This is a genomic window from Mesotoga sp. H07pep.5.4, from assembly GCF_003664935.1.
GTDB lineage: Bacteria > Thermotogota > Thermotogae > Petrotogales > Kosmotogaceae > Mesotoga > Mesotoga prima.
The window spans coordinates 275,857-296,994 of sequence record NZ_JFHM01000004.1 but is presented as its reverse complement, the minus strand read 5'-3'; the positions used below and the strand labels follow the sequence as shown (position 1 = coordinate 296,994).

General features: G+C 44.0%; 19 protein-coding genes. 8 read left to right on the top strand and 11 right to left on the bottom strand.

Features of this window, described 5'->3' with window-relative positions; all coding sequences use genetic code 11:
- Nucleotides 1-2: 2 nt before the first annotated feature.
- From Y696_RS02640 to Y696_RS02600, 9 genes are all read right to left on the bottom strand, one after another.
- Complete coding sequence (locus tag Y696_RS02640; RefSeq protein WP_014730313.1) at nt 3-644, bottom strand: ABC transporter permease; 642 nt, start codon at nt 642-644, stop codon at nt 3-5.
- Between the two features lie 4 nt (nt 645-648).
- Nucleotides 649-1,776 carry a betaine/proline/choline family ABC transporter ATP-binding protein gene (locus Y696_RS02635; protein ID WP_099771911.1) on the bottom strand — a complete coding sequence of 376 codons (1,128 nt, stop codon included), beginning with the start codon at nt 1,774-1,776 and terminating at the stop codon, nt 649-651.
- 12 nt (nt 1,777-1,788) lie between these two features.
- Nucleotides 1,789-2,451 (bottom strand): ABC transporter permease, encoded by a 663-nt coding sequence (locus tag Y696_RS02630; protein ID WP_014730311.1) that lies wholly within the window; start codon nt 2,449-2,451, stop codon nt 1,789-1,791.
- A gap of 288 nt (nt 2,452-2,739) precedes the next feature.
- On the bottom strand, nt 2,740-3,918 hold the full coding sequence (locus Y696_RS02625; protein ID WP_014730310.1) for an MFS transporter: 1,179 nt from the start codon (nt 3,916-3,918) through the stop codon (nt 2,740-2,742).
- Nucleotides 3,919-4,161: 243 nt separating this feature from the next.
- Complete coding sequence (locus tag Y696_RS02620) at nt 4,162-5,427, bottom strand: ABC transporter substrate-binding protein (protein ID WP_014730309.1); 1,266 nt, start codon at nt 5,425-5,427, stop codon at nt 4,162-4,164.
- 38 nt (nt 5,428-5,465) lie between these two features.
- Nucleotides 5,466-6,038, bottom strand: a complete 573-nt coding sequence (gene coaE / locus Y696_RS02615; RefSeq protein WP_099771910.1) for a dephospho-CoA kinase — start codon at nt 6,036-6,038, stop codon at nt 5,466-5,468.
- Nucleotides 6,038-6,295, bottom strand: coding sequence for a hypothetical protein (locus Y696_RS02610; RefSeq protein WP_006492079.1), 258 nt, complete (start codon nt 6,293-6,295; stop codon nt 6,038-6,040). The genes coaE and Y696_RS02610 overlap by 1 nt, the downstream gene beginning before the upstream one ends.
- Nucleotides 6,292-7,656, bottom strand: coding sequence for a glucose-6-phosphate isomerase (locus Y696_RS02605; protein WP_099771909.1), 1,365 nt, complete (start codon nt 7,654-7,656; stop codon nt 6,292-6,294). The genes Y696_RS02610 and Y696_RS02605 overlap by 4 nt, the downstream gene beginning before the upstream one ends.
- A gap of 14 nt (nt 7,657-7,670) precedes the next feature.
- Nucleotides 7,671-8,183 carry an adenine phosphoribosyltransferase gene (locus Y696_RS02600; protein ID WP_014730306.1) on the bottom strand — a complete coding sequence of 171 codons (513 nt, stop codon included), beginning with the start codon at nt 8,181-8,183 and terminating at the stop codon, nt 7,671-7,673.
- A 130-nt stretch (nt 8,184-8,313) separates the two neighbouring features.
- On the opposite strand from Y696_RS02600, the gene Y696_RS02595 reads away from it, so the two are divergent.
- The 8 genes from Y696_RS02595 (at nt 8,314) to Y696_RS02560 (ending at nt 16,451) form a co-directional block, all read left to right on the top strand.
- Nucleotides 8,314-8,808, top strand: coding sequence for an NAD(P)H-dependent oxidoreductase subunit E (locus tag Y696_RS02595; protein WP_014730305.1), 495 nt, complete (start codon nt 8,314-8,316; stop codon nt 8,806-8,808).
- Nucleotides 8,808-9,185 (top strand): ferredoxin, encoded by a 378-nt coding sequence (locus Y696_RS02590; RefSeq protein WP_014730304.1) that lies wholly within the window; start codon nt 8,808-8,810, stop codon nt 9,183-9,185. Before Y696_RS02595 ends, Y696_RS02590 begins: the two co-directional genes overlap by 1 nt.
- A gap of 17 nt (nt 9,186-9,202) precedes the next feature.
- Nucleotides 9,203-11,002: an NADH-quinone oxidoreductase subunit NuoF gene (nuoF, locus tag Y696_RS02585; RefSeq protein WP_014730303.1), complete on the top strand. Its 1,800-nt coding sequence runs from the start codon at nt 9,203-9,205 to the stop codon at nt 11,000-11,002.
- Between the two features lie 68 nt (nt 11,003-11,070).
- A complete protein-coding gene (locus Y696_RS02580; RefSeq protein ID WP_014730302.1) occupies nt 11,071-11,568 on the top strand; it encodes an NAD(P)H-dependent oxidoreductase subunit E in 498 nt (165 codons plus the stop codon).
- Between the two features lie 2 nt (nt 11,569-11,570).
- A complete protein-coding gene (gene nuoF, locus Y696_RS02575) occupies nt 11,571-13,193 on the top strand; it encodes an NADH-quinone oxidoreductase subunit NuoF (RefSeq protein ID WP_099771908.1) in 1,623 nt (540 codons plus the stop codon).
- Nucleotides 13,194-13,258: 65 nt separating this feature from the next.
- Nucleotides 13,259-14,071: a transglycosylase SLT domain-containing protein gene (locus Y696_RS02570; protein ID WP_014730300.1), complete on the top strand. Its 813-nt coding sequence runs from the start codon at nt 13,259-13,261 to the stop codon at nt 14,069-14,071.
- Nucleotides 14,068-15,555: a cyclomaltodextrinase gene (gene aglB / locus Y696_RS02565; protein WP_099771907.1), complete on the top strand. Its 1,488-nt coding sequence runs from the start codon at nt 14,068-14,070 to the stop codon at nt 15,553-15,555. Before Y696_RS02570 ends, aglB begins: the two co-directional genes overlap by 4 nt.
- Nucleotides 15,552-16,451 carry a DMT family transporter gene (locus tag Y696_RS02560; protein ID WP_257211950.1) on the top strand — a complete coding sequence of 300 codons (900 nt, stop codon included), beginning with the start codon at nt 15,552-15,554 and terminating at the stop codon, nt 16,449-16,451. The genes aglB and Y696_RS02560 overlap by 4 nt, the downstream gene beginning before the upstream one ends.
- On the opposite strand, the gene smc is transcribed toward Y696_RS02560, so the two are convergent.
- Together smc and Y696_RS02550 are read right to left on the bottom strand one after the other, a co-directional pair.
- Complete coding sequence (smc, locus tag Y696_RS02555) at nt 16,448-19,972, bottom strand: chromosome segregation protein SMC (protein WP_099771906.1); 3,525 nt, start codon at nt 19,970-19,972, stop codon at nt 16,448-16,450. The genes Y696_RS02560 and smc overlap by 4 nt on opposite strands.
- Nucleotides 19,959-21,008 carry an elongator complex protein 3 gene (locus Y696_RS02550; RefSeq protein ID WP_259459831.1) on the bottom strand — a complete coding sequence of 350 codons (1,050 nt, stop codon included), beginning with the start codon at nt 21,006-21,008 and terminating at the stop codon, nt 19,959-19,961. The genes smc and Y696_RS02550 overlap by 14 nt, the downstream gene beginning before the upstream one ends.
- Nucleotides 21,009-21,138 lie beyond the last annotated feature (130 nt).

Genomic DNA, 21,138 nt, shown 5'->3' with positions numbered 1-21,138 from the left:
TCCTAAATTTTGAGGCCTTTCGAAGTCAGAGCCTTCTCCGAAAAACCTAGGATTATGTCTACTGCTATCGCCAAAATCGTTACAGGAATGGCTCCTGCAATTATCATTGGACCCCTTGTCATACGAAGGCCAGTAAAGATGATCTCTCCCAGACCACCCGCTCCAATTGATGCGGCAATCGCAGCAGTACCAATATTTATCGTCGCCGAACTCCTAATTCCAGATAACATTGTCGGAACCGTTACAGGCATTTCTACCTTCCACAATATCTGCCTGTTAGTCATTCCCATTCCCTTAGCCGCCTCTTTCATCATCATCGAGACATTCATCAAGCCGGATGCAGTATTGAAGACCACCGGTACAAGACTGTAAAGGAAGAGAGCAACTACGGCTGGAGCGGCTCCAATTCCCATGAACAGGAAAACAAGAGCGATCACTGCGATACTGGGAACGGCCTGAGTTGCTCCGGTGATCGACAGAACCAGTTTGCCCGCTTTTCTGTGCCCTGGCCTGGTAACAAAAATCGCAATTGCAACCCCTGCCACTACTGCCATGCTCCAGGAAGTAAGGAAGATGAAAATGTGCTCAAGAAGCCTTTCCATAATGTAGCCAGAATTCTCGAACATATATTCTAAGACTTCCATGATCTCACTCCTCATCAGACGACTCATAAGAGCCTACTAGGTTTACAAGATCCTTGAACCTCAAGATTCCAAGTAGCCTCTCCTTATCGTCGACGACCGGCAGTGAGGAAAGCCCGGTATTCATGATCAATGACATCGCCTCCATCAAATTCGAAAGAGGTTGTATGGTCTCGATAGATCTCAAGTACTTCTTTAGGGGCTCTTCATCAGACGCCTTGCTTAGCTGTTTCAACATAACATACCCCTTGAGTCTTTTGCTTCCATCAACAACGTAGGCGAATTTTTTTCCCTCGTTAACGAGAAAATCCTTTGCCTTTTTTACCTTGCAATCACCTGTGTCTTCGATCCACTTTCCGCCAGGAACGTAAGTCTCCCTTACTCGCACGAGTTCAAGACCCTTCAACGCCCTATCTGCGCCAAGAAGATCTTCAACAAACTCATTAGCCGGTTCCTGAACCACCGTCATTGTATCGGCATATTGCACCAGTTTTCCGTCGTCTAGAATCGCTATCTTGTCACCCAGCTTGATTGCTTCCCTGATATCGTGAGTTACGAAGATAATTGTCTTCTCTATCTTCGACTGAATTTCGAGAAACCCGTCCTGAAGCTTTTCACGGTTAATCGGATCTATTGCTCCGAAAGGTTCGTCCATAAGAACTATTTTTGGATCGGAAGCTAGACCTCTTGCTACTCCTACTCTTTGACGTTGTCCTCCCGAAAGTTGGGCTGGGTATTTCTCTGCATAGTCGGAAGGTTCGAGGTTTACAAGGTCCAGCAATTCAAAAACATGTTTCTTGATTCTTGATTCATCCCACTTCATCAATCTTGGAGTGACAGCAATATTATCGAAAACTGTCATGTGAGGAAAAAGACCAATCTCTTGGATTACGTATCCGATGCTTCTTCTCAGTCTAATCGGATCGATTTCATCAAGCGATGTCCCGTCAACGACAATTTCTCCATCGGTTTTCTCAATTAACCTATTTATCATCTTCAAAGTGGTTGTCTTCCCACAGCCGGAGGGACCTATTAGTATTGTCAACTTCTTGTCCTCAAAGGTAATACTGAGGTTGTCGACTGCTTTGAATCCTTCTTCGTATTCTTTAACGACATTTTTGAATTCTATAGACATCTATGTTCCACCTCACTTTTCCCTCTCGATTTTCAGTCCTCTGGGAGTGATGATCTCTTCTAGAGCGAGCAAACCATAGTTTGTTCCTATTCCCAGTATGGAAACTATCAGAGCTCCCAGAAGAACCATATTGAAATTTGACCTGCCTAGCCCTGAGAAGATGAAGTACCCAAGTCCTCTTGCGCCGATAAGGTACGCGATAGTGGCTACACTTACACCCATAACAGCAGCGTTTCTTACGCCTGCCATTATAATCGGTATAGTGAGCGGAAGTCTTACCCTGAAGAGGATCTGCCAGTTGGTCATCCCCATTCCTCTGGCTGCTTCAATCATTCTGGGATCCACTGAATTCACAGCGACAACCGTGTTCCTTATTACGGGAAGAAATGAGTAAATTACTAAAGCAATCACAGCTGGCGTAACACCTATTCCAGCCTTAAGTGGCGCTAAGAGGACTACCATATAACCGAACAGCGCAAGACTGGGAATTGTCATAAGAATTCCGGCTCCATATAGGGCAATAGAAGAAGCCCTTTTGCTCCTCGAAACCACAATCCCGATGGGAACACCAATCCCAATCGCGATCGGGATAGCTATAGCAATTATCTTTATGTGATTGAGTAACTCAATAAGAACCAAATCGTAATTCCGTCCCAGATACTCAAAGAAACCCATAAATCTCTCCTTCCATAATCGGCCAAAAAAATGGAGTACGGTTAAGACCCTTTCTTATGAACGAGTATTAAGTTTCTGACTAAAGATTTTTCTTTGCTCAAGTAGATAGAGATGGTTGTGTCAAGATCCTAACCAGAATTATTCAAACACAAGACTACCATAACTAGTATACTATACCACATACTGGAAAGCTATTTCTCACAACGCAAGGTTGGTTCGTGAAGATTGACTTAACTTAAGAACTTGATTTGAAGACAATTATAATTTGCGACAACCACTTATTGAAGTTCACTGCCGCTTAACATTATTCTTAAACAAGAAGGTCATTTGACTGATAATAATTACCGTTATCAAACCTATCGACATTAGACCTACGCTCTTCAAAGAGGGCCATAACTGGAGAAAATACCCTCCCAATAGCGGTCCGACACCGAAAATAATACCTACCATAGACTCGTGAATGCCTCCCTGCTTACCATGATCGTCTTCCTTCGAGGTAAGGCCGTAGAAGATTGCAAATATGTAGGGAACCGCATAGGTTGCACCTGAAAACAGAGTGGCAAGGAAGAACGTGACTGGACTCTCTGGAAGGAAAAATGTGGCAACGGCCGCTCCAAAGACAGTTATCATGGTAATGAAGGATAATTCAGGACTACCAACCCAAAAACGAAAGAGGCTCAGGAAGACAAAAGAAAGGAAGACCCCGACGTTTGCACCTACTGTCAAGAAACCCACATTCTGGAGCTGTATGCCTGTTGAAGATATTAGCTTAGGGAAAAGTGCCATTCCACTTGTATAGATTATACCTGCGAGCAAGAAAGTAAATCTGTAAACTTTTCTGTACTCCTCTAGCCTTGGGAGATCAATCTCACTGAATGACGAACTGAATGTTTCGGCAAAAGAACCGGGAAGGGATTCGCCGTGTCTTTTGAGATGTGATCTCACATGTATGCTACCGAGTCCACAGAGAGCAATTCCGTAAGAAAAGATAGCTGCCGGGAACCTCTGGATAAGAAATGGCCCAAAAGCCATTCCAACAATGTTACCTGCACTCCACGAGAGGACAAAACGAACAACGGTCGAAGCCGAATCAATTCCAATACTCTTTTCCGACTTCGAAAGCAACCCTTCTAGTGACGGGAAAAAGAATCCAAAAAAGAGATTCACCCCAATGGCTGCTATCACTATATCTACAGGTCGGCTCCAGAAGAAACCAAGAAAAAGAGCGATTGTCATGATAAACATGCCAATTGACAAACTTCGCTTAAAACCGGTTCTGTCTCCCATTCTTCCGAATACCAGGGCAGAGATTACGTAAAAAACACAGCCAATGAAGTTGATCAAACCAATTACCATATATGACAGACCCCATTCGGCCGCTTTAGTGTTGATCGATGAATTTAGTAAGTAAAGTAGTATTGAGAACGAAAACGCGTAGAAGTTGAATACATGAAAGTACTTTTTCATTTACTCCCGCCTCTCAAAGATGGTACCCCGGAAATTGAAAACATTCGAGACAATTCTACCTTAAGAGGGTAGAACTCCACATACAGCCGATGAAAATAATCTCCGAACCGAAATGAAATTCTGTCTGTTCTTGTTCATGAGTTCAAGAACTGATTATTCCAAACTAGATCCTGAACCTCTGCTTTCATTCTTCTGAATTCAACAAAAAAGGGAGGCCATAGGCCTCCCTACTCAATGCTTTGTTTATTGTTGCTCAGCAACTTTCAAGAGAATTTCCTGCTCTGCCCATGCCAGCCCTTCTTCCACGGTTCTCTTCTGGTTGATTACATCTCCTACCATTGTTCCAAGAATGTTTCTTACGTCATCCCAAAGAGCAACATTAGGATCGACCGAACCGTAAGGGATCTGACTAATAGGAACCATTACAGTCGGGTTCTGTTCCTCGTAGGCCTTCCATTGAGGGGTTGTCAAAGCAATTTCGGTAACAGGCATATATCCTGTCTTAACCGACCAATAAGCCTGTATTTCCGGGCTTATGAGATACTTCATGAATTTCCAAGCAGCAGCCTTCTGTTCAGGAGAAATCCCTTTGAACATCACTACATCTGTTCCGGCAAAAGGAGGAGCCTGGACTTTCCACATTGGAACGGGAGCCCATGCCCAGCCGTGCTTTCCTCTGGAACCTGAATCAACGTAAGAAGCCGACGCAATAGTCTCTACAAACATTGCTATCTGGCCGTCCCCGAATGGTGCGTCCAGGTAACCACCCTGGAAAAGGGCGACGTTGTAGGTATGAGCCATATCGTACATCAACTGAAGAGCCTCTTTTGCTTCAGGAGAATTGATAGTTACTTCAACCGAGCCATCGGGCTTTATATCGATTGCTTCTCCACCATTGGCTCTCAGGAATATCATGAAATGATCGATCGTGGTTCTGAAACCAAAGCCATATTGATCAATCTGACCGTCGTTGTTCTTGTCCTCAGTAAGCATCATCGCTGCAAACAGAAGATCGTCCATTGTCTTAGGAACCTCAAGCCCATATTGCTCAAAGAGGTCAGTGTTGTAATAAAGGACGTAAGTACTTTTGTTGAAAGGAAGGGCATATACTGTATCACCCCAGGTGACCATTTTCTTGAAAGGATTCCAAATGGCATCCCATTCCTCATCCGTCAAGCCAACTTCGGGATCGGAAATCAAGGAATTCAGTTCTTGAACAGCATCTCGAGGTATAAGTCTGGCAGTCCAGTTCCCGTAAGCCTGAGAAAGAGCAGGTAATGTCTTGCTTTCCGCACTTACCAGGAGTTTCTGCTGCAAAGCACTGTAGTTACCAACATAGATTGCCTTCACCAAGATATCAGGGTTGGCCTCGTTGAAGGATGCTACAATTTCATTGACTGTTGTTCCCTGCGCGCCGCCCATCGCGTGCCAGAATTCGATCTCCGTCACAGCAAAGGTAAAAACAGCAAAAGATACAATCAACAAAGCGAGAATCAGTCTCTTGCGCATTTCCCTACCTCCTTATAAAGGATTTCTAAGTAACCAAATTATACCACTATGCCCCACTCAAAAAGAATCGATCTCAGTTTCTCGAAAGTCTCTTCACTACTGCCTAATGTAGTAACTACAGCATCTACAGACTCTTTTATCGAATCGAGGTATTGCTGTGAGGCCAGAATCGATTCTGCACGTGATTTGCTCATTCCTCTCTTCATAAGTCTCTCGATCGCTATCTCGTTCGGGCATTCAAACCATATGATTTTGTCGCAATACTCAGCGAGTCCAATTTCATGGATAAGAGCTCCGTCAAAGATATAGTGATCTGAAAAATCCCTACCGACGATCTCCAGGGCTTTTCGCTTTATCACAGGATGGACTATCTTATTCAGCTTTGTAAGAAGATCGGAGTTTTCGAAGACTATTCTGGACAGCTTCTTTCTATCAACGTTACCGCACGTCAAAATGCCTCTCCCAAAGGAGTTGACCAGGCTTTCTTGTTCTTCTCTCAGCGCGTCGTGTCCGAGCTTATCGAGAGAGATTAACTCCATTTTTGATTTGGCCAGACGCTCTGCAGCCGTTGACTTGCCACTCCCCGCTTTTCCCACAAGACCAACAATCATTACAGAAGCTTTTCTCCCGACTCGATAACATTCAGCACGACTCTTGACAACTCACTGCTTGCATTCTTCAGCTCTTTCTTCTCTTCAGGGCTTATCACAATGATGTCTGCCTCGATTTCCTCCATTTCTCCAATCTTCTTCAAAAGATCCTCAGATTCCATCGAAACTATCACAAAGGTAGGTATTGGTTCTCCCGAAGTGTAGAAGACTTCCTCAACTGAAAAACCCTCAAGAACTCTTAATAGCTCTGACTTCATAGTTCAAACCTCCATGAGGTTTTCTCCTCATATCTATCCCTTATTTCCTCGTAACCCTTTCTTCCCATAAGAGCGTATGTAAGTTTCTTTCCCAGTTCCACTCCTGGCTGGTCATATGGATTTACTTTCAGCAAAAACCCCATGATAGCCGTCTGTATCTCATAAGATATAATAAACTCGCCTACATGAACTTCGTCTATCTGAGGGAAGATAATCGTCATGTTCGGCACACCGTTTGCAACGAGAGCAATAGAAGTTGCCCTGAGTTCTGCATTTAAAAGCTCCCCAACCCCGATTCCATTAAGATACGATAGAGCTTCGATATCGGAATGGATGAAAGGTATTGTAAGTTGATTCACGAAGTCTTCAACCTTCACCAGTGTAACAACCTTATCTTTTGGCCCCTCATTATAAAGCTGAACTTGAGAGTGCTGGTCGATCGCACCCAAAGATTTCACAGGGGTTTGACCAGTATGGACAATTCTTCCGGAAAGATCGAATTTCTTTCCCAAAGATTCTGCCCACAATTGCCTGTACCAATCAGCGAGAGTGTATAACCTATTTGAATAAGGCATCATTACTGAGATATTGTGCCCCTTTTTCAAGTACGCGTAATGAATAAGAGCACAGACAGCGGCTGGGTTTGATTTCAAATCATCCCTCAGATACCTTTCCTTGCCAAACCGTGCACCCTCGTAGATTTGCTCAATATCTATTCCCTCAGCGACTGCAGAAAGCAATCCAACGGGGGTAAGAACGCTGAAACGCCCACCTACATCATCTGGAATCGTCAGAGATCTTATCCCTTCATTGTCTGCGATTTGTCTTAAAACACCATTATCCTTGTCTGTCGTAAATATGAAATGCTCTTTGACAGGAAGGTCTAGTTTTTCAAGTAAACCCCTGACAACCAGATAGTTGGCCATACTTTCGGCAGTTGTTCCCGACTTTGATATTACGTTGAACACCGTGTGAGCAAGATCAAGTTCTCCAAGAACAGAGGCTATCAGGTCTGGATCTACGTTGTCCAGAAGGAAAATCCGAGCCTTTCCTCCCCTTTTTTCATTACTAAGAGAGTTCCAGTTGATTGGTTTGAGCGAGGAATGAAGGGCTTGATTTCCCAAGGCCGATCCTCCTATTCCTATGACGACAAAGTTCTCGAACCTCTGAAGCCAAGACTTGAGAGCCCCAACTTCTTCAAGGATCTCGTCATCGTCAAGAATCCTAAGAAAACCAGGAAGTGGCTGAAAAACCTTTTCAAAGTTGGCAGATAAAGCTTTCCCAATATCAAATATCTCATCAAAGGACAACCCGCTCTCAAGAGTTTCCTTAAACGCAAATGAGAAGTCATATTTAAGCATTCTTCAAACCTCCACTAGTAAGTAATAAGAGTCTCCACACTGTACCTGGATAGCCTCTTTCTAGGTTCAAGAAATCCAAGTTCTGCCAGGCAAAGAATTTCAACGACTTCTCCTCCGCTTTCTTCGATCATTTCAGCAATCGCCTGCATGGTTCCACCTGTGGCCAGGATATCGTCTACAATAAGAACTCTGTCTCCTCTGTTGATTGCATCTACGTGCATTTGAAGAGTGGCTCTACCATACTCTAATTCATACTCGATTTCCTTTGTTTTATATGGAAGCTTCCCCGGTTTTCTAACCGGTACAAGGGCCTTTCCTATCTCAAAAGCAAGAGGAGCCGCAAAAATGAAACCTCTTGCTTCCGGAGCCACCATTATATTGAAATCAACTTTCATCGCTTTTTCCGACAACCTCAATATACACTCTCTAAAAGCCAACGGATCCTTTAACAATGGAGTGACGTCTTTGAAAACTACACCTTCCTTAGGAAAGTTTGGAACATCACGGACAAAGGATTCTAGATCCATCTAATCTCCTCCTCATAAGGCTCCTTGAACATGGGTTATTTTAACACAGGAATCAGCCCATTTCTCTAGGTGCATGTTATAATGCATGTGTGAAATAAATAACATTCTTTCCTCAAAGGAGGTGCATGGTTTGTCTCTTGTTAATTGCCCGGAATGCCAGCAGCTCTATAAAGAGCTTGACGAGTACATAGACTCGGTGAAAGGCAACACGGGGGTATTAATTAATGTACTCCACAAAGCACAGGAGATCTTCGGGTACTTGTCCGAAGAACTCCAGCAACACGTGTCAGAGAAACTAGATATTCCTTTGAGTCAGGTATATGGAGTCGTTACTTTTTATAACTTCTTCAGCATGAAACCAAAGGGGAAAAATCAAATAAAAGTCTGCCTGGGAACTGCCTGCTATGTTAAGGGTGCAGATAAAATTCTCGAAAGACTTCAAGACGAACTGAATGTTGAAATGAACGAACCAACCTCCGATGGGCTTTTTTCGATTCATGCTGTCAGATGTCTGGGTGCTTGCAGTATGGCCCCGGTTGTCTTGATTGGCGAAGATGATTACTACGGAAGAGTCAGCCCAGACGAGGTTTCCAAGATTCTGGACAAATACAGGAGGGCCGAGTAATGGCGAAGATTAAGAGCCTTGAGGAACTTATGAAAATCAAAGAGAACGCAATGAAGGGCCTTAAGATGCGTAACTCAGGCAAAAGAGGAAAAGTGATAGTGGCAATGGGTACGTGTGGAATTGCTGCGGGTGCAAAGGATACGCTTAGGGCAATAGTTGATTCACTTGAAGAAAAGGGAATCGACGATGTCTCCGTCGTTCAGTCAGGTTGTTTTGGTCTCTGCGATGCTGAACCAACAATAGAGGTTCATCTTGAAGGATCCGATCCAATAATATATGGACATGTTACCCCGGCTCAGGCAAAGAGAGTGGTCGAACAACACATAGTCGGGGGAAAAGTTGTCGGAGATCTTATAGTGAAAAGAGGAGAACTATAACGAAGAGGTGATTACGGGTGCCCGCGGTTGAAAACACGGTGCTGATCTGTGCTGGAGGGGCCTGCATTTCGGCAGGCGAGAAGAGTGTCAAAGGCATTTTTGAGGAAACCCTGAGAAAGTATTCGCTAGATAACGTTGTCAGAGTTGTAGAAACTGGATGCATGGGCGCTTGCGACCTCGGCCCAATGCTTGTGATTTACCCTGAAGGTGTCTTCTATCAGAAGATCACTCCAGAAAACGCGTCTCGAATCGTAGAAGAGCATATTCTAAAGGGTAGAGTAGTTGAAGATCTACTTTACAGAGGAGATGCGGGGGATCTAAGAGAGAGACCTCAGGAGGAACTGCCCTTTTTCACAGAGCAGGTGAGAATTGCGACCAGAAACCTGGGAGTAATCGATCCTCTTTCCATAGATGAGTACATTGCTAGAGATGGCTACTTCGCGCTGCATAAAGTCCTTTTTGAAATTGGTATTGACGATGTAATCGAAATACTCAGGAAGAGTGAACTTAAGGGCAGGGGTGGAGCAGGATTTCCAACCTGGATGAAGTGGGACTTCACTAAAAAGGCGGAAGGTGACACAAAATACGTTATTTGTAACGCGGATGAAGGTGACCCTGGCGCATTCATGGATAGAGCGGTCCTTGAGGGTGACCCCCACTCGATAGTTGAAGCTATGACTATTGCTGCACGAGTTGTTGGTGCTCAGAAGGGTTTCGTGTATGTACGAGCTGAATATCCGCTGGCAATCGAAAGGCTTACTCACGCTATGAAAATGGCTAGAGAATATGGTTTCCTGGGCGAAAACATTCTTGGTACTGACTTTTCATTCGACCTCGAGATCAGAATCGGAGCAGGCGCATTTGTTTGCGGCGAGGAAACTGCACTGATCAATTCGATTGAAGGGAAGAGGGGAATACCAAGAGTTAAACCTCCCTTTCCCGCAAATAAAGGACTCTGGCAAAAACCTACCCTTCTGAACAACGTAGAGACTTTTGCCAATATACCACCCATAATCAATAATGGCGGCGAATGGTTCAGCCAGTTTGGGGTAGAAGGGTCGAGAGGAACCAAGGTCTTCGCCCTTGCCGGGAATGTTAAAAACACGGGCCTGGTCGAAGTACCTATGGGAATCACTTTGAGAAAGCTGATATTCGAAATAGGCGGGGGCGTGCCCGGTGGGAAGAAACTGAAAGCAATCCAGACCGGAGGACCAAGCGGAGGATGCATTCCTTTAGAACTGATCGATACCCCAATAACATACGACAACATGAAGAAACTGGGAACTATAATCGGTTCCGGTGGAATGATTGTAATGGATGAAGACAGCTGTATGGTCGATGTTGCAAAATACTTCCTTGAGTTCACGGTCGAAGAGTCATGCGGTCAGTGTACGCCTTGTCGAGATGGAACGAGAAGGATGCTTGAAATCCTTGAAAGAATTACTAGTGGGGAAGGTACTATGGAAGATCTCCAACTTCTGAAAGATCTTGGCGAGAACATCATGGCAACTTCTCTTTGTGGACTTGGCCAGACGGCTCCACAGCCGGTAATATCGACGATGCGTTATTTCTGGAACGAATACGAAGCACATGTGAAGGACGGAAGATGCCCCGCCAAGAAGTGCAAATCTCTGACACGTGTAGTGATAGACAAAGAAAAATGCGTGGGTTGTACCGCTTGCTCAAGAGTTTGCCCTGTGGAAGCGATAAGCGGTTCGGTAAGAAAACCCCATGAAATAGATCCGGAAATCTGCACTAGATGCGGTAGTTGTCTTGCAGTCTGCAGATTTGGAGCGATCAGCAAAGTATCTCCGTGAACTTTTTGGAACCCTCTTCATCGGGGGTTTCTTTGCTACTTCGAAGAGGATTGAAGGGAGGAACTTATATGTCTGCTGAAGATGTCCGTTTGACTGTAACAAGAATCTATGAAGATATAAGTGGTCAGAGCCTTGAGAAGGGAGACGTACTAATAAATACTCTTCACGCAATTCAAGATCATTACGGCAACTTTATTCCAATCGAAGCGGCAGAAGTGTTGAAGGAATTGACTGGGACACCTCTTTCCAGGATTTATGAGGTTCTTACATTTTACACGATGTTCTCAACTCACAAGAGAGGCAAGTACGTCGTCAGGGTTTGCAAGAGCCTTCCCTGCCATGTAACAGGTGGACAGGCGGTGATAGATTCTTTGAAAAATACGCTTGAGATAGGCTTCGGTGAGACTACTGAAGATGGCTTGTTTACGCTGGAAGAAACTAGTTGTCTCGGTCTCTGCGGAGTCTCCCCCGTTATGATGATAAATGATGAGGCATATGGAAACCTTACCCCAAAAAGAGTCTCCGAAATAATACGCGAGATCGTCTCAAGGGAAAGGAGTGAGTAATCATGAGCAAACCAATCACGGTTCTCGTATCTATAGATTCGAACAGCTTGCTCCTAGGTGCCAGGCACTTAAAGAACTATCTCAATACTCTGGTCGAGAATTACAACCTGAGTTCCATGGTAGAGATTCTTGAAACTGGCTCTTTCGGTGAGTATGGAAGAGGGGTTCTCTTTCTTGTACTCCCCGATGATGTAATGTATTCTGCAAAGTCCGAAGTAGACATTGAGAAAATTGTCCTGGAACACCTTCTAAAGGGTCGAAAAGTAAGAGATCTGGTCGTTGCGGATTTCGATTCTGGAGGAAGTGTTGAAGCTACCAAATCAACGAGTGAAGTGAGAATCGTCCTGAGAAACGCCGGTTCTATCGATCCGCGAAATCTTGAAGAGTACATTGCGCTAGATGGATATCAGGGCCTCGCAAAGGCATTGAGAATGACTCCTGAGGAAGTCATAGAAGAGCTGAAGAAGAGCAACCTCAGAGGAAGAGGAGGGGCCGGCTTTCCAACGGGACTGAAATGGGAGTTTACTCAGAAAGTCAGATCCGATGAGAAGTTCGTGATCTGTAACGCTGACGAAGGCGAACCGGGGACATTTAAGGATCGGTTAATCATGGAGGGTGATCCCCATTCAGTTATAGAAGGCATGGTTATTGCTGGATACGCTGTAGGTGCAAGTAAGGGATACATATATATCAGGGGAGAATACTTCGAATCTGTATCTAGTCTAAGGGACGCGATAAGCAAGGCGTATGAATACGGGCTTTTGGGACAGTCAGTTCTCGGAACAGAGTTTTCATTCGATCTTTCTGTCAGACTGGGTGCAGGAGCATACGTTTGTGGCGAAGAGACTGCTCTTATAGAGTCTATAGAAGGCAAGTCGGGAAGACCTAGGCTGAAACCCCCTTATCCTCCTGTAAGTGGCCTATACGATAAGCCAACAGTAGTCAATAATGTCGAGACTTTTGCCTGTGTTCCACCAATAATAGATAAGGGAGCAGGTTGGTTCCGGTCGATAGGGACACAATCATCACCGGGAACAAAGGTATTTTCTTTGTGCGGGGATCTTGTTAAGAGAGGAATAGTTGAAGTGCCCATGGGAACTTCCGTGAGAGATCTTGTTCACAAATTTGGGGGAGGCATCCCCAAGGGCAGAACCCTAAAAATGGTACAAACAGGCGGCGCTGCGGGAACCTTCATTAAACCAGAAGAGATGGATGCTGAGCTGGATTTTGATTCCTTCAAGAAATCTGGTGCATCCCTGGGATCCGGAGTAATCCTCGCGATCGATGAAACTCATTGCGCAGTTGATATCGCAAAGAATCTCATGGAATTCTTCGCTCACGAATCCTGCGGAAAGTGTTCTCCTTGCAGGGAAGGAACCCGTGTAATCGTGTACATTCTTGATGAGTTCTCAAAGGGAAGAGGAACTGTGGAGATGTTCAACCAGTTATATGACATATCTGAGACAATGGAAGAATCATCTTTCTGCGGCCTCGGCCAGTCTGTCCCAATTCCATTGCGATCTATACTCGACAGGTTTAAGGACGAGTTTCTCTCTCATCTAAACTCTCCGGGATGTCCGGTTGGTGTTTGTGAGTTCGATAAACCCGAGAAGAAAAAGAGGTAGAGTCAATAATCAAGAGGCCGGGGCAACCCGGCTTTTTCTCTGCTATAATTGCCGCGAGGTGGAATATGGACAAGGGTAAGAAAATTGACATGATCGTGCTTTCGATTCTCCTTGCATCGATCATCATTTTTTCATTGATACTTACTTCCCTTAGCGCAAAGAATAGACTTGACAGAGTTGCAGCTCTCTCCGTGCTTTATAATGCAGGCCTTGGAGCCGATTATAAGTCCATTCTTGAAAGCCCATCTTACCAGTACGATGACCGTGTGGTTGAAGCATACAGATATTTCACTGACAAGAGCGGCTCACTGAATTATAGATTGAGCAGTTCAGTAAAGATGCACAATGTTTCGGAGAACGATCTTTTCGTTTGCAACCAAACAATATCAGATCTTTCACAGCAAAATGCAAAGAGGAAATGTCCCTACTTAGAAACTAAGATAGCTTCGTTAATTGAGTCCAGCAGTTTACTTTCTGACAGATCCGCAATTTTTAAGAATCGCCTATCAGAGGAGATTTACAATGCCTTAATGGAATTTGCAAATGTGAAAGTTGATATTATAGTTGGAGGCGAAATTAAGACTCTAGATTTGTCTAGACTGGACCCGGAAGTTGTACTATCAATCATGGTAGTTGAATCCTCTTTGAATCCCTTTGCTTTGATGGAAGAAAGAAGTATTGATGAATCATTTTCTGACTATGTGCATTCAAGGGGGCTGATGCAAATCTACGAGATGACGCTTTGGACTTTGAATTCTTGGTTGAAGCAATCCAGGATAAATATTAAACCCCAAGAGCTCTGGTCCATCAGAAACAACATTTTCCTTGGAATGGTCTATCTTGCTTATGCCAATGAATTCCTGGAGGAGAAAAGATGAAAGACTGGCAAAGAGATTCTATCGTCTATCAGATATTCCCAGATAGATTCAAGATTGGCTATGGAAAGAACGTATTTCAAAAACGCGAACAAGGTCATTATCAGCTTCCAAAGCAAGACGTTAGAGATTGGGGAGAAAAACCCGTTGCTTCCGTAGACGGTAGTCATCAATATGATTTCTGGGGAGGTGATCTTGCGGGAATAACCGAAGAGCTAGATTACATAAGAGACCTTGGCGCGAACACTCTTTATTTGAATCCAATATTCTGGGGACACACGAATCATAAGTATGACACTGTTGATTATTTTAAGATAGATCCTGACTTTGGTACGGAAGAAGAATTCCTTCTACTTGTCGAGACTGCTCATTCGAAGGGGCTCAGTATAATACTGGACGGAGTTTTCAATCACGTTGGAGCTTCGGGAAAATGGGCCAACTCTCTTGAGCTATTCGAGGAACCAGGTGCCCTCCAGGGAAATGAGGAATTCAGAAAGTACTTCTTCGAAGGAAAAAAGGGTTTAAGAGGCTGGATGGACTCATGTAATCTTCTTGAACTCAATCTTGAGAATCCGATCCTTTCAAACATGGTTTTTAGAGGCACTGACTCAGTTGTAGCTCACTGGCTTAAGAAGGGCATAGATGGCTGGAGGTTAGATGTTGCCTATGATCTTGGACCACGAATCTTGAAAGAAATAGTTGCGACCACCAAATCGGTCAGAAGTGACGCGGTTGTTATCGGGGAAATCTGGAACTATCCCGGTGGTTGGCCCGAGCAATCGCATCTGGACGGGCTGATGAATTACTACTTTCGACTGGTAATCTGGGAGGCTCTCAACGGTTATCTTTCCGGACATGACGCACTGAAAATCATCGATGAGGCTATTAAAGAGGCCGGCTTGACTTTCATTTCTAATTCCTGGACTATTCTCTCTTCACACGACGTACCCAGGCTTAAGAACGAGCTCGGATCCTTCCAGAGGGTAAAAGCAGCGCTTGTTCTTCAGTATTGTCTTCCCGGGATTCCCTTGATCTATTATGGCGAGGAAATAGAAATGGATGGAGGCAATGATCCTGAGAACAGGGCTCCGATGGATTGGCAAAGTGTTTCGAAGGAAACAGAGACGCGGATCCTTTATAAGAAGCTGAACGCAATTCGAGAAACAAAAGCATCACTTCGAGCGGGTAATTTCAAACCCTTGATTTCTTCCGATAGTTCACTCATATCCTTCAAGAGAACTGGCGAAATTGTGGAAGATATGGTTCTTTGCGTAGTCAACCCTACTGCAAACAACATAAAATCGAGAGTTTTTTTGCAGGAGGGTTTCCTTATGAACGGGACAGAAATGAAGGATCTGTTGACTGGAAGAGCATTTAAAGTGTCGTTCGGAACGGTATCTGTTGATCTCGGACCGTTTGAGGCGCTGATTATGGAGCCTTTGATTATCAGATCAGATCTTCATTATTCACCGTATAAAAGATTATGAAAGAGACTGATAGAAGATCCCTAGGTCTTGTTATTCTGGCAACAACGGCAGTGATTTGGGGTGGATCATATATTTTTACCAAGGTGGCCGTCAGTTCACTGCCTCCAATGCTGCTAGCTTTTCTTCGTTTTGCAATTGCAGTCGTTATTCTGTTTCCCATATCCTTAAATAAGAGGGGTTCTTTCAATACCGTAGATCACAAGAATGCGGCTTTAGCAGGTCTCTCAGGAATCACATTTTATTTTTTCTTCGAAAATTATGGTTTGACAATGACGAATGCCGCTGATGCTTCTTTGATTGTATCCACGGCTCCCATACTCACAATACTTCTTTATGACCTAATAAGAAAAAAGTACGATCTTTTTGAATACTTGGGGGGTCTCGTAGCTTTCTCGGGACTCTCAGTGATTATTTATTCGGGAAGATTTGCCGATGGCTCTAGCGTAACAGGAAATCTCTTCTCTTTCGGTGCAGCAGTCTCCTGGACGGCATACACTTACTTTTATGAGAAGATTCACAACAGCTCGATATGGACAACTCTAGAAATAATGCTCTGGGGACTTCTCTTTTCCGCGCCCTTTGCTCTTTCAGAAATCCTTCTTTTCAAAAGACCCGTCGTCTTTTCTTTCGGTGCGGTCTCAGGCATTTTGTTCTTAGGGATTTTTGCATCGGCTCTGGGATACATAATGTGGAACAAGGGAATAGATCTTTGGGGAGGAAAGGCGGCTACTCTATGGGTCTACACAATCCCCGTTTTCACCGTAATCGCCGACATTGTTTTTCTCGGGAATTCACCTTCCATGTTGTTTTTTTACAGGCTCTGCACTGGTCGGAGCAGGAATGTTATTGGTTATAGGAAGGGAATACAGGCGGCTAGTTTCACACGACAACACTAACCGATAACTGTCTCAACCGACTGCAGTTCGACAGGGATTACTCTTGAAAGACCGTCTGTCATTGTCACTCCATGAAGAACATTTGCAACCTCCATAACAAGTTTGTTATGGGTAACAACAAGAAACTGCGTGTCGGCGGCATGTTTCCTAAGCAACACTCTGAACCTTTCGGCATTGAAATCATCCAGTGGAGCGTCAACTTCATCTAAAACGTAAAAAGGACTGGGTTTTATACTCAGTAACGAGAAAACAAGGGCTATTCCAACAAGTGCCTTTTCCCCACCGGATAGGAGTTGAAGCTTCTGAATCTTTCTTCCAGGTCTCCTGACTGTGATCTCCAAACCGGTCTCAAGTAAGTCTTCACCAGGGATTATCTTTATCTCGCCTTCTCCTCCGTCGAAAATCTCCTCAATGTACCGATTGAAGTTCTCGTTCACACTGTTGAAGGTTTCCATGAAGATATTCTTCGCCTTAGCATCTGTCTTATCAATCAGTTCGATAAGTTTTACTTTAGCTTCTTCTAGATCCTTCCTCTGCTCATCGAGTTCTTGATACTCCCTATCTACGACACCATACTCATCAATAGCCTCAAGATCAACGCTTCCAAGAAACTTTAGTTTGTTCTCGTAATCGTCAAGTTCCACCTTGATGTCTTGAAGTTTCTCTTCGGAAAGAATCTCGACCTCTTCTTCGACTTCATCTAATTCTTCTCTCACTCTTGACAGTTTCATCTCGCTCTCTTGAATGTGCATCTCAAGTTTGTGAGATTTGTCCCGAAGTTTTTCTCTCTCCGCTTTCATTTCATTTATCTCTTCTTCGGCCTCTTGAAGGGCAGAAAGCCTTTGCTCTTTCCCTTCCCTTTGATTTCTTATGCTCGAAAAGAGGTTTTCCGTTTCTTTCTTGACTGAGGTTAGCTCTCTTTCCTGATCCGCCACCTGTCTTCTCAGCCGTTCCGTCTCCGATTCGACTTCTGAGACTTCTCGAGAAAGAAGATCGATGTTCTCCTGATCAGCTTTGCTCTTTTGAATTAAGGAACTGTGTTCCTTTGTGTACTGTTCCTGCTTCTCGTATAGAGTGGATAGCCTAAGCCTGGTATCGACAATCTTTTCTTGAAGCTGTTCAAGGGCTTTCTTCTGTTTCTTAAGCTCTTCAGATTCCTCTTCAACTTTGCGTTGTAGTTCAGAGCGCTCTTCTTTGAGAGCAGATTGTTCTCCAACAAGAACTTCCTTCTTTCTAGAATTTTCTTCCATCCTTCTAGTATATTCGTTTTCAAGTTTCTGAAGCTCTGCTATCTCTTCCTCAACTTCCTGAGCAGATTTCAGCAATTCCGCTATCATTCTGTTTATTGCCGCCCCCTTTGAAGCCAATTCATTGAGCTCTTCTTGCAGCGCCTTCAGATATCCACGGACCTCTGTCATCTCGTCCCTAAGTCTTTCAATCTGCTTATTACCGAGCTGTATTTGCTTCTCCAGTTCGTCTTCTCTTTCAACAAGTTCTTGGATCCGTCTCTTCCTGGAGAGTAGATCGGTTCGAGTTTCTTCGCCAATAAACCCTCCGGTAATGGATCCACCGCTACTCAACAACTGGCCATCGACGGATACAATTCTACCAATGAAACCTTCTGATCTCCTCATTTCAATCGCATCATCAAGGGTTCTTGCTACAATTGAGTTTCCGAAAAGGTAAACCGGTAGTTTCTCGAAACCATCCGGGATTTCTACAAGCCTGGCAGCGTAGTTGATGAAGCCTGGATGCGACTCAACCCTTGAGAAATTTCTGAAACTGCCCTCAATCATGTCAATGGGAAGCAAGGTTACCCGACCTATCTTATACGATTTGAGGAATTCGATTATTCTCTTTGCGGTTATTGAGTCGTCAACCACTATATCCTGCATACGGTATCCTAGAAGAACTGTTATAGCGGTTTCAAAGGATTCTGGTACCTGTATGATGTTTGCAACAACATCTCTGAGTCCCGCAAAGCTCTCCTTTCTCGAGAAAACTTCTCTGACTGCTTTGGAGAATCCCTGATATTCTTCTTGCTGCCTTTGGAGTAAGCCCCTTTCCATTTGAGATCTTCTAAACTCGCTTTCATTGCTTGAAAGACGATCCCTAGTTTTCTCTAATTCTGCATCCAGCTCAACGAGTCTTTCTTTCGAGGCGCTTACTTCCGCTTCAACTTTTCGTTGTTTATCTGAACTTTCCTTGCCCTGTTTTGCTAGAGACTCGGTTTCTTCCTTGAGGGTTTCGAACCTATCTCTTTTCGTTTCCAGTTGGTTTTCGATTAGGCGCAATCTCTTACTTGTGTCTTCCCTGCTATTTTCAAGTCTCTCGAGCTCATTCTCAATCTTTGAAAGCCTCTTCGAAATAGACTCAAAGGTCTCTTGATGCTTGAGCCATTCTCGTTCTCTCGCGCTGTAATTTTTTAAAAGGGAGTCCCGTTCCTCTTCAGACAAAGAGAGGGCAGTTTCTTCATCTGAAACCTGTTGCTCGAGGCTCTCGATAATTAACTTAATCTCATCCTTTCTCTTATCGAGTTCCTCGATTTCCGATCTGAAATTGTCAATCCGGGTTGAGATTTCTATCAATCTATTCTCTTTTTCGTTCAGTCTTCTTGAGTACATCTCTTTGAGCTCCAACAAGTCGTTTTGCCGTTTCTTATACTCTTCGAGAAGTTTTGTGAACCCTTCGATTTCTTTGTCAACTTCTGAGAACTCTGCCCTTAAAGCAGACCACTTAGACTCGCCTTCAATTAACTTCTTCTGAAGATCTTTTAACTCGTTACGAACCTCTCCTAGATCTCCATTAAGAGTCCCAAGTTTCTCCTCTTCGAGTCTTGCGATATTGCCGAAGAAGAGATTCTTCAGCTCCTTCTGTTTCGCAGAATATTCAACGAACTTCTCAGCCCTTTTTGCTTTTAGATAAAGAGACTTACGTTGTTTGCCAAGCTCAAAAATTATGTCTTCAAGTCTGCTTAGATTTTCTTCCGTTGCCGCCAACTTTCCCAGCGCTTCTTTCTTCCTCTCTTTGTACACCGCAGTACCGGCAGCCTCTTCAATGAGAGCCCTCAGCTCGTATGGCGAGGCCGTCACTACCTTATCGACCTGTCCCTGCCCAACTATAGAGTATATATCCATTCCAACACCGGTTCCCTGGAATAGCTCCTTTATATCCTTCAGTCTGGACTGTTTGTCATTGACTTTGTAAGACGACTGTCCATCTCTAGATATCTCCCGCGCAATTGAAAAGATTCCTTCCTCTGATTCGAATACAAGTTTGACTTCAGCGGAGTTTGAAGGTGGAAATCTCTCTGAACCGTTGAAGATGACATCTTCCCTGCTGTCGGCCCTGATGTTTTTCATAGACTGCTCGCCAAATATCCATCTTATCGCGTCAACAACATTCGATTTTCCACTGCCATTGGGTCCGACTACCGCAGTCATGCCCGATGAGACCTCGAATCTAGTTGGCATGGCGAAGCTCTTGAATCCTTTTATGTAAACTGAATTAAGCCTCAGCATAAACTCCCTCCAGAACCCTTTCTTTGATCCGTCTCATATAAAGAGAAACATCGATTTCCTCACCATCGTGAGCGAAGTCTATAAGAATCCCCTCCTTACGGGCTTCCTCGACAATTCCCTTCTTATGACCTGTGAAAAATGGTTTGAATTTATTATGAAGTCTTAGCTCGTTTCTCTTCATTTCCCCGGAAAATGCCCTGACGATTTCAAGGAAAAGTCTATCACGCACGAGTTCTCCAATCGCAGGGTGAAATGGACCGGCCACCACGTTGTCTATCTGCTTTCCATACAGACAGATACCAATCCTGTTTATCTTCACATTCGATGTCGAGAGCAGAAGGTACATTTTCCAGAGAATCTCAATAGACTCCTGGAGGTCAAGAGGCGAAAATCTACGAAGTTTGTATTCATTCTCAAGAAGAGAACCCTTCAAAATCACCAGAGGATGAAGCCTAACGGAAGAGGCACCTACTCTGATAGCCTCTCTGGTCGAGTGAATGTCCTTACTCTCTGAGTCTTCGGGTAGCCCGGTCATCAAGTGAATGCCAAATTTGATTCCGTTGCTATTCAACAAGTGAGTTGCTTTATAAACATCGCTGGTGTTGTGGTCTCTGTTAGATTTCTCCAGAACAGTATCATCAAAAGACTGGACTCCAAGCTCGATAAAGTTTACCGGATACGGTTTCAAATACTCTACTAACCTCTCGGATATGAGCCCCGGAGAGGTGGAGAATCTGATCCCCTTTATCTGACCTGCTTTGAAGAACTCAGTTGCAACCTCCAGGTACTCCTGCTGATTACCAAACCCGGTAAATGTGCCACCATAAAATGCAAGCTCCACATCCTCTGGATGTCTAAAGAATGAAAGATACTTCTCTACAGTGGAAATGATCTCTTTCTCATCGGGAACTCCAGTGACTCCAGTGGCGGAGTATTCATTACAGAATATGCATCGCGTTCTGCAACCCTCATGTGGAACGAAAATTGGAATAATATTCATACTAGTATTATAAACCGATTGAGCACTATTTAACAAAGATACTTCAACAAATCTTAAACGAAATGCTTTCTGTGTTACTTTGCAGATGGTAGAATGAATCATTCAGGAGGAAGGAATATGGAAAGATTGATTTTAGTTTCATACAGTATAGCACTTTCTAATAATA

Coding starts and splice junctions, on each gene's coding strand:
- Y696_RS02580 (WP_014730302.1), top strand. CDS start 11,071: ATGTCTGCTGAAGATGTCCGTTTGACTGTAACAAGAATCTATGAAGAT.
- Y696_RS02570 (WP_014730300.1), top strand. CDS start 13,259: ATGGACAAGGGTAAGAAAATTGACATGATCGTGCTTTCGATTCTCCTT.
- Y696_RS02610 (WP_006492079.1), bottom strand. CDS start 6,295: ATGAAGTCAGAGCTATTAAGAGTTCTTGAGGGTTTTTCAGTTGAGGAA.
- Y696_RS02630 (WP_014730311.1), bottom strand. CDS start 2,451: ATGGGTTTCTTTGAGTATCTGGGACGGAATTACGATTTGGTTCTTATT.
- Y696_RS02620 (WP_014730309.1), bottom strand. CDS start 5,427: ATGCGCAAGAGACTGATTCTCGCTTTGTTGATTGTATCTTTTGCTGTT.
- Y696_RS02640 (WP_014730313.1), bottom strand. CDS start 644: ATGGAAGTCTTAGAATATATGTTCGAGAATTCTGGCTACATTATGGAA.
- Y696_RS02600 (WP_014730306.1), bottom strand. CDS start 8,183: ATGGATCTAGAATCCTTTGTCCGTGATGTTCCAAACTTTCCTAAGGAA.
- Y696_RS02625 (WP_014730310.1), bottom strand. CDS start 3,918: ATGAAAAAGTACTTTCATGTATTCAACTTCTACGCGTTTTCGTTCTCA.
- Y696_RS02635 (WP_099771911.1), bottom strand. CDS start 1,776: ATGTCTATAGAATTCAAAAATGTCGTTAAAGAATACGAAGAAGGATTC.
- Y696_RS02590 (WP_014730304.1), top strand. CDS start 8,808: ATGGCGAAGATTAAGAGCCTTGAGGAACTTATGAAAATCAAAGAGAAC.
- smc (WP_099771906.1), bottom strand. CDS start 19,972: ATGCTGAGGCTTAATTCAGTTTACATAAAAGGATTCAAGAGCTTCGCC.
- aglB (WP_099771907.1), top strand. CDS start 14,068: ATGAAAGACTGGCAAAGAGATTCTATCGTCTATCAGATATTCCCAGAT.
- Y696_RS02560 (WP_257211950.1), top strand. CDS start 15,552: ATGAAAGAGACTGATAGAAGATCCCTAGGTCTTGTTATTCTGGCAACA.
- nuoF (WP_099771908.1), top strand. CDS start 11,571: ATGAGCAAACCAATCACGGTTCTCGTATCTATAGATTCGAACAGCTTG.
- coaE (WP_099771910.1), bottom strand. CDS start 6,038: ATGATTGTTGGTCTTGTGGGAAAAGCGGGGAGTGGCAAGTCAACGGCT.
- Y696_RS02605 (WP_099771909.1), bottom strand. CDS start 7,656: ATGCTTAAATATGACTTCTCATTTGCGTTTAAGGAAACTCTTGAGAGC.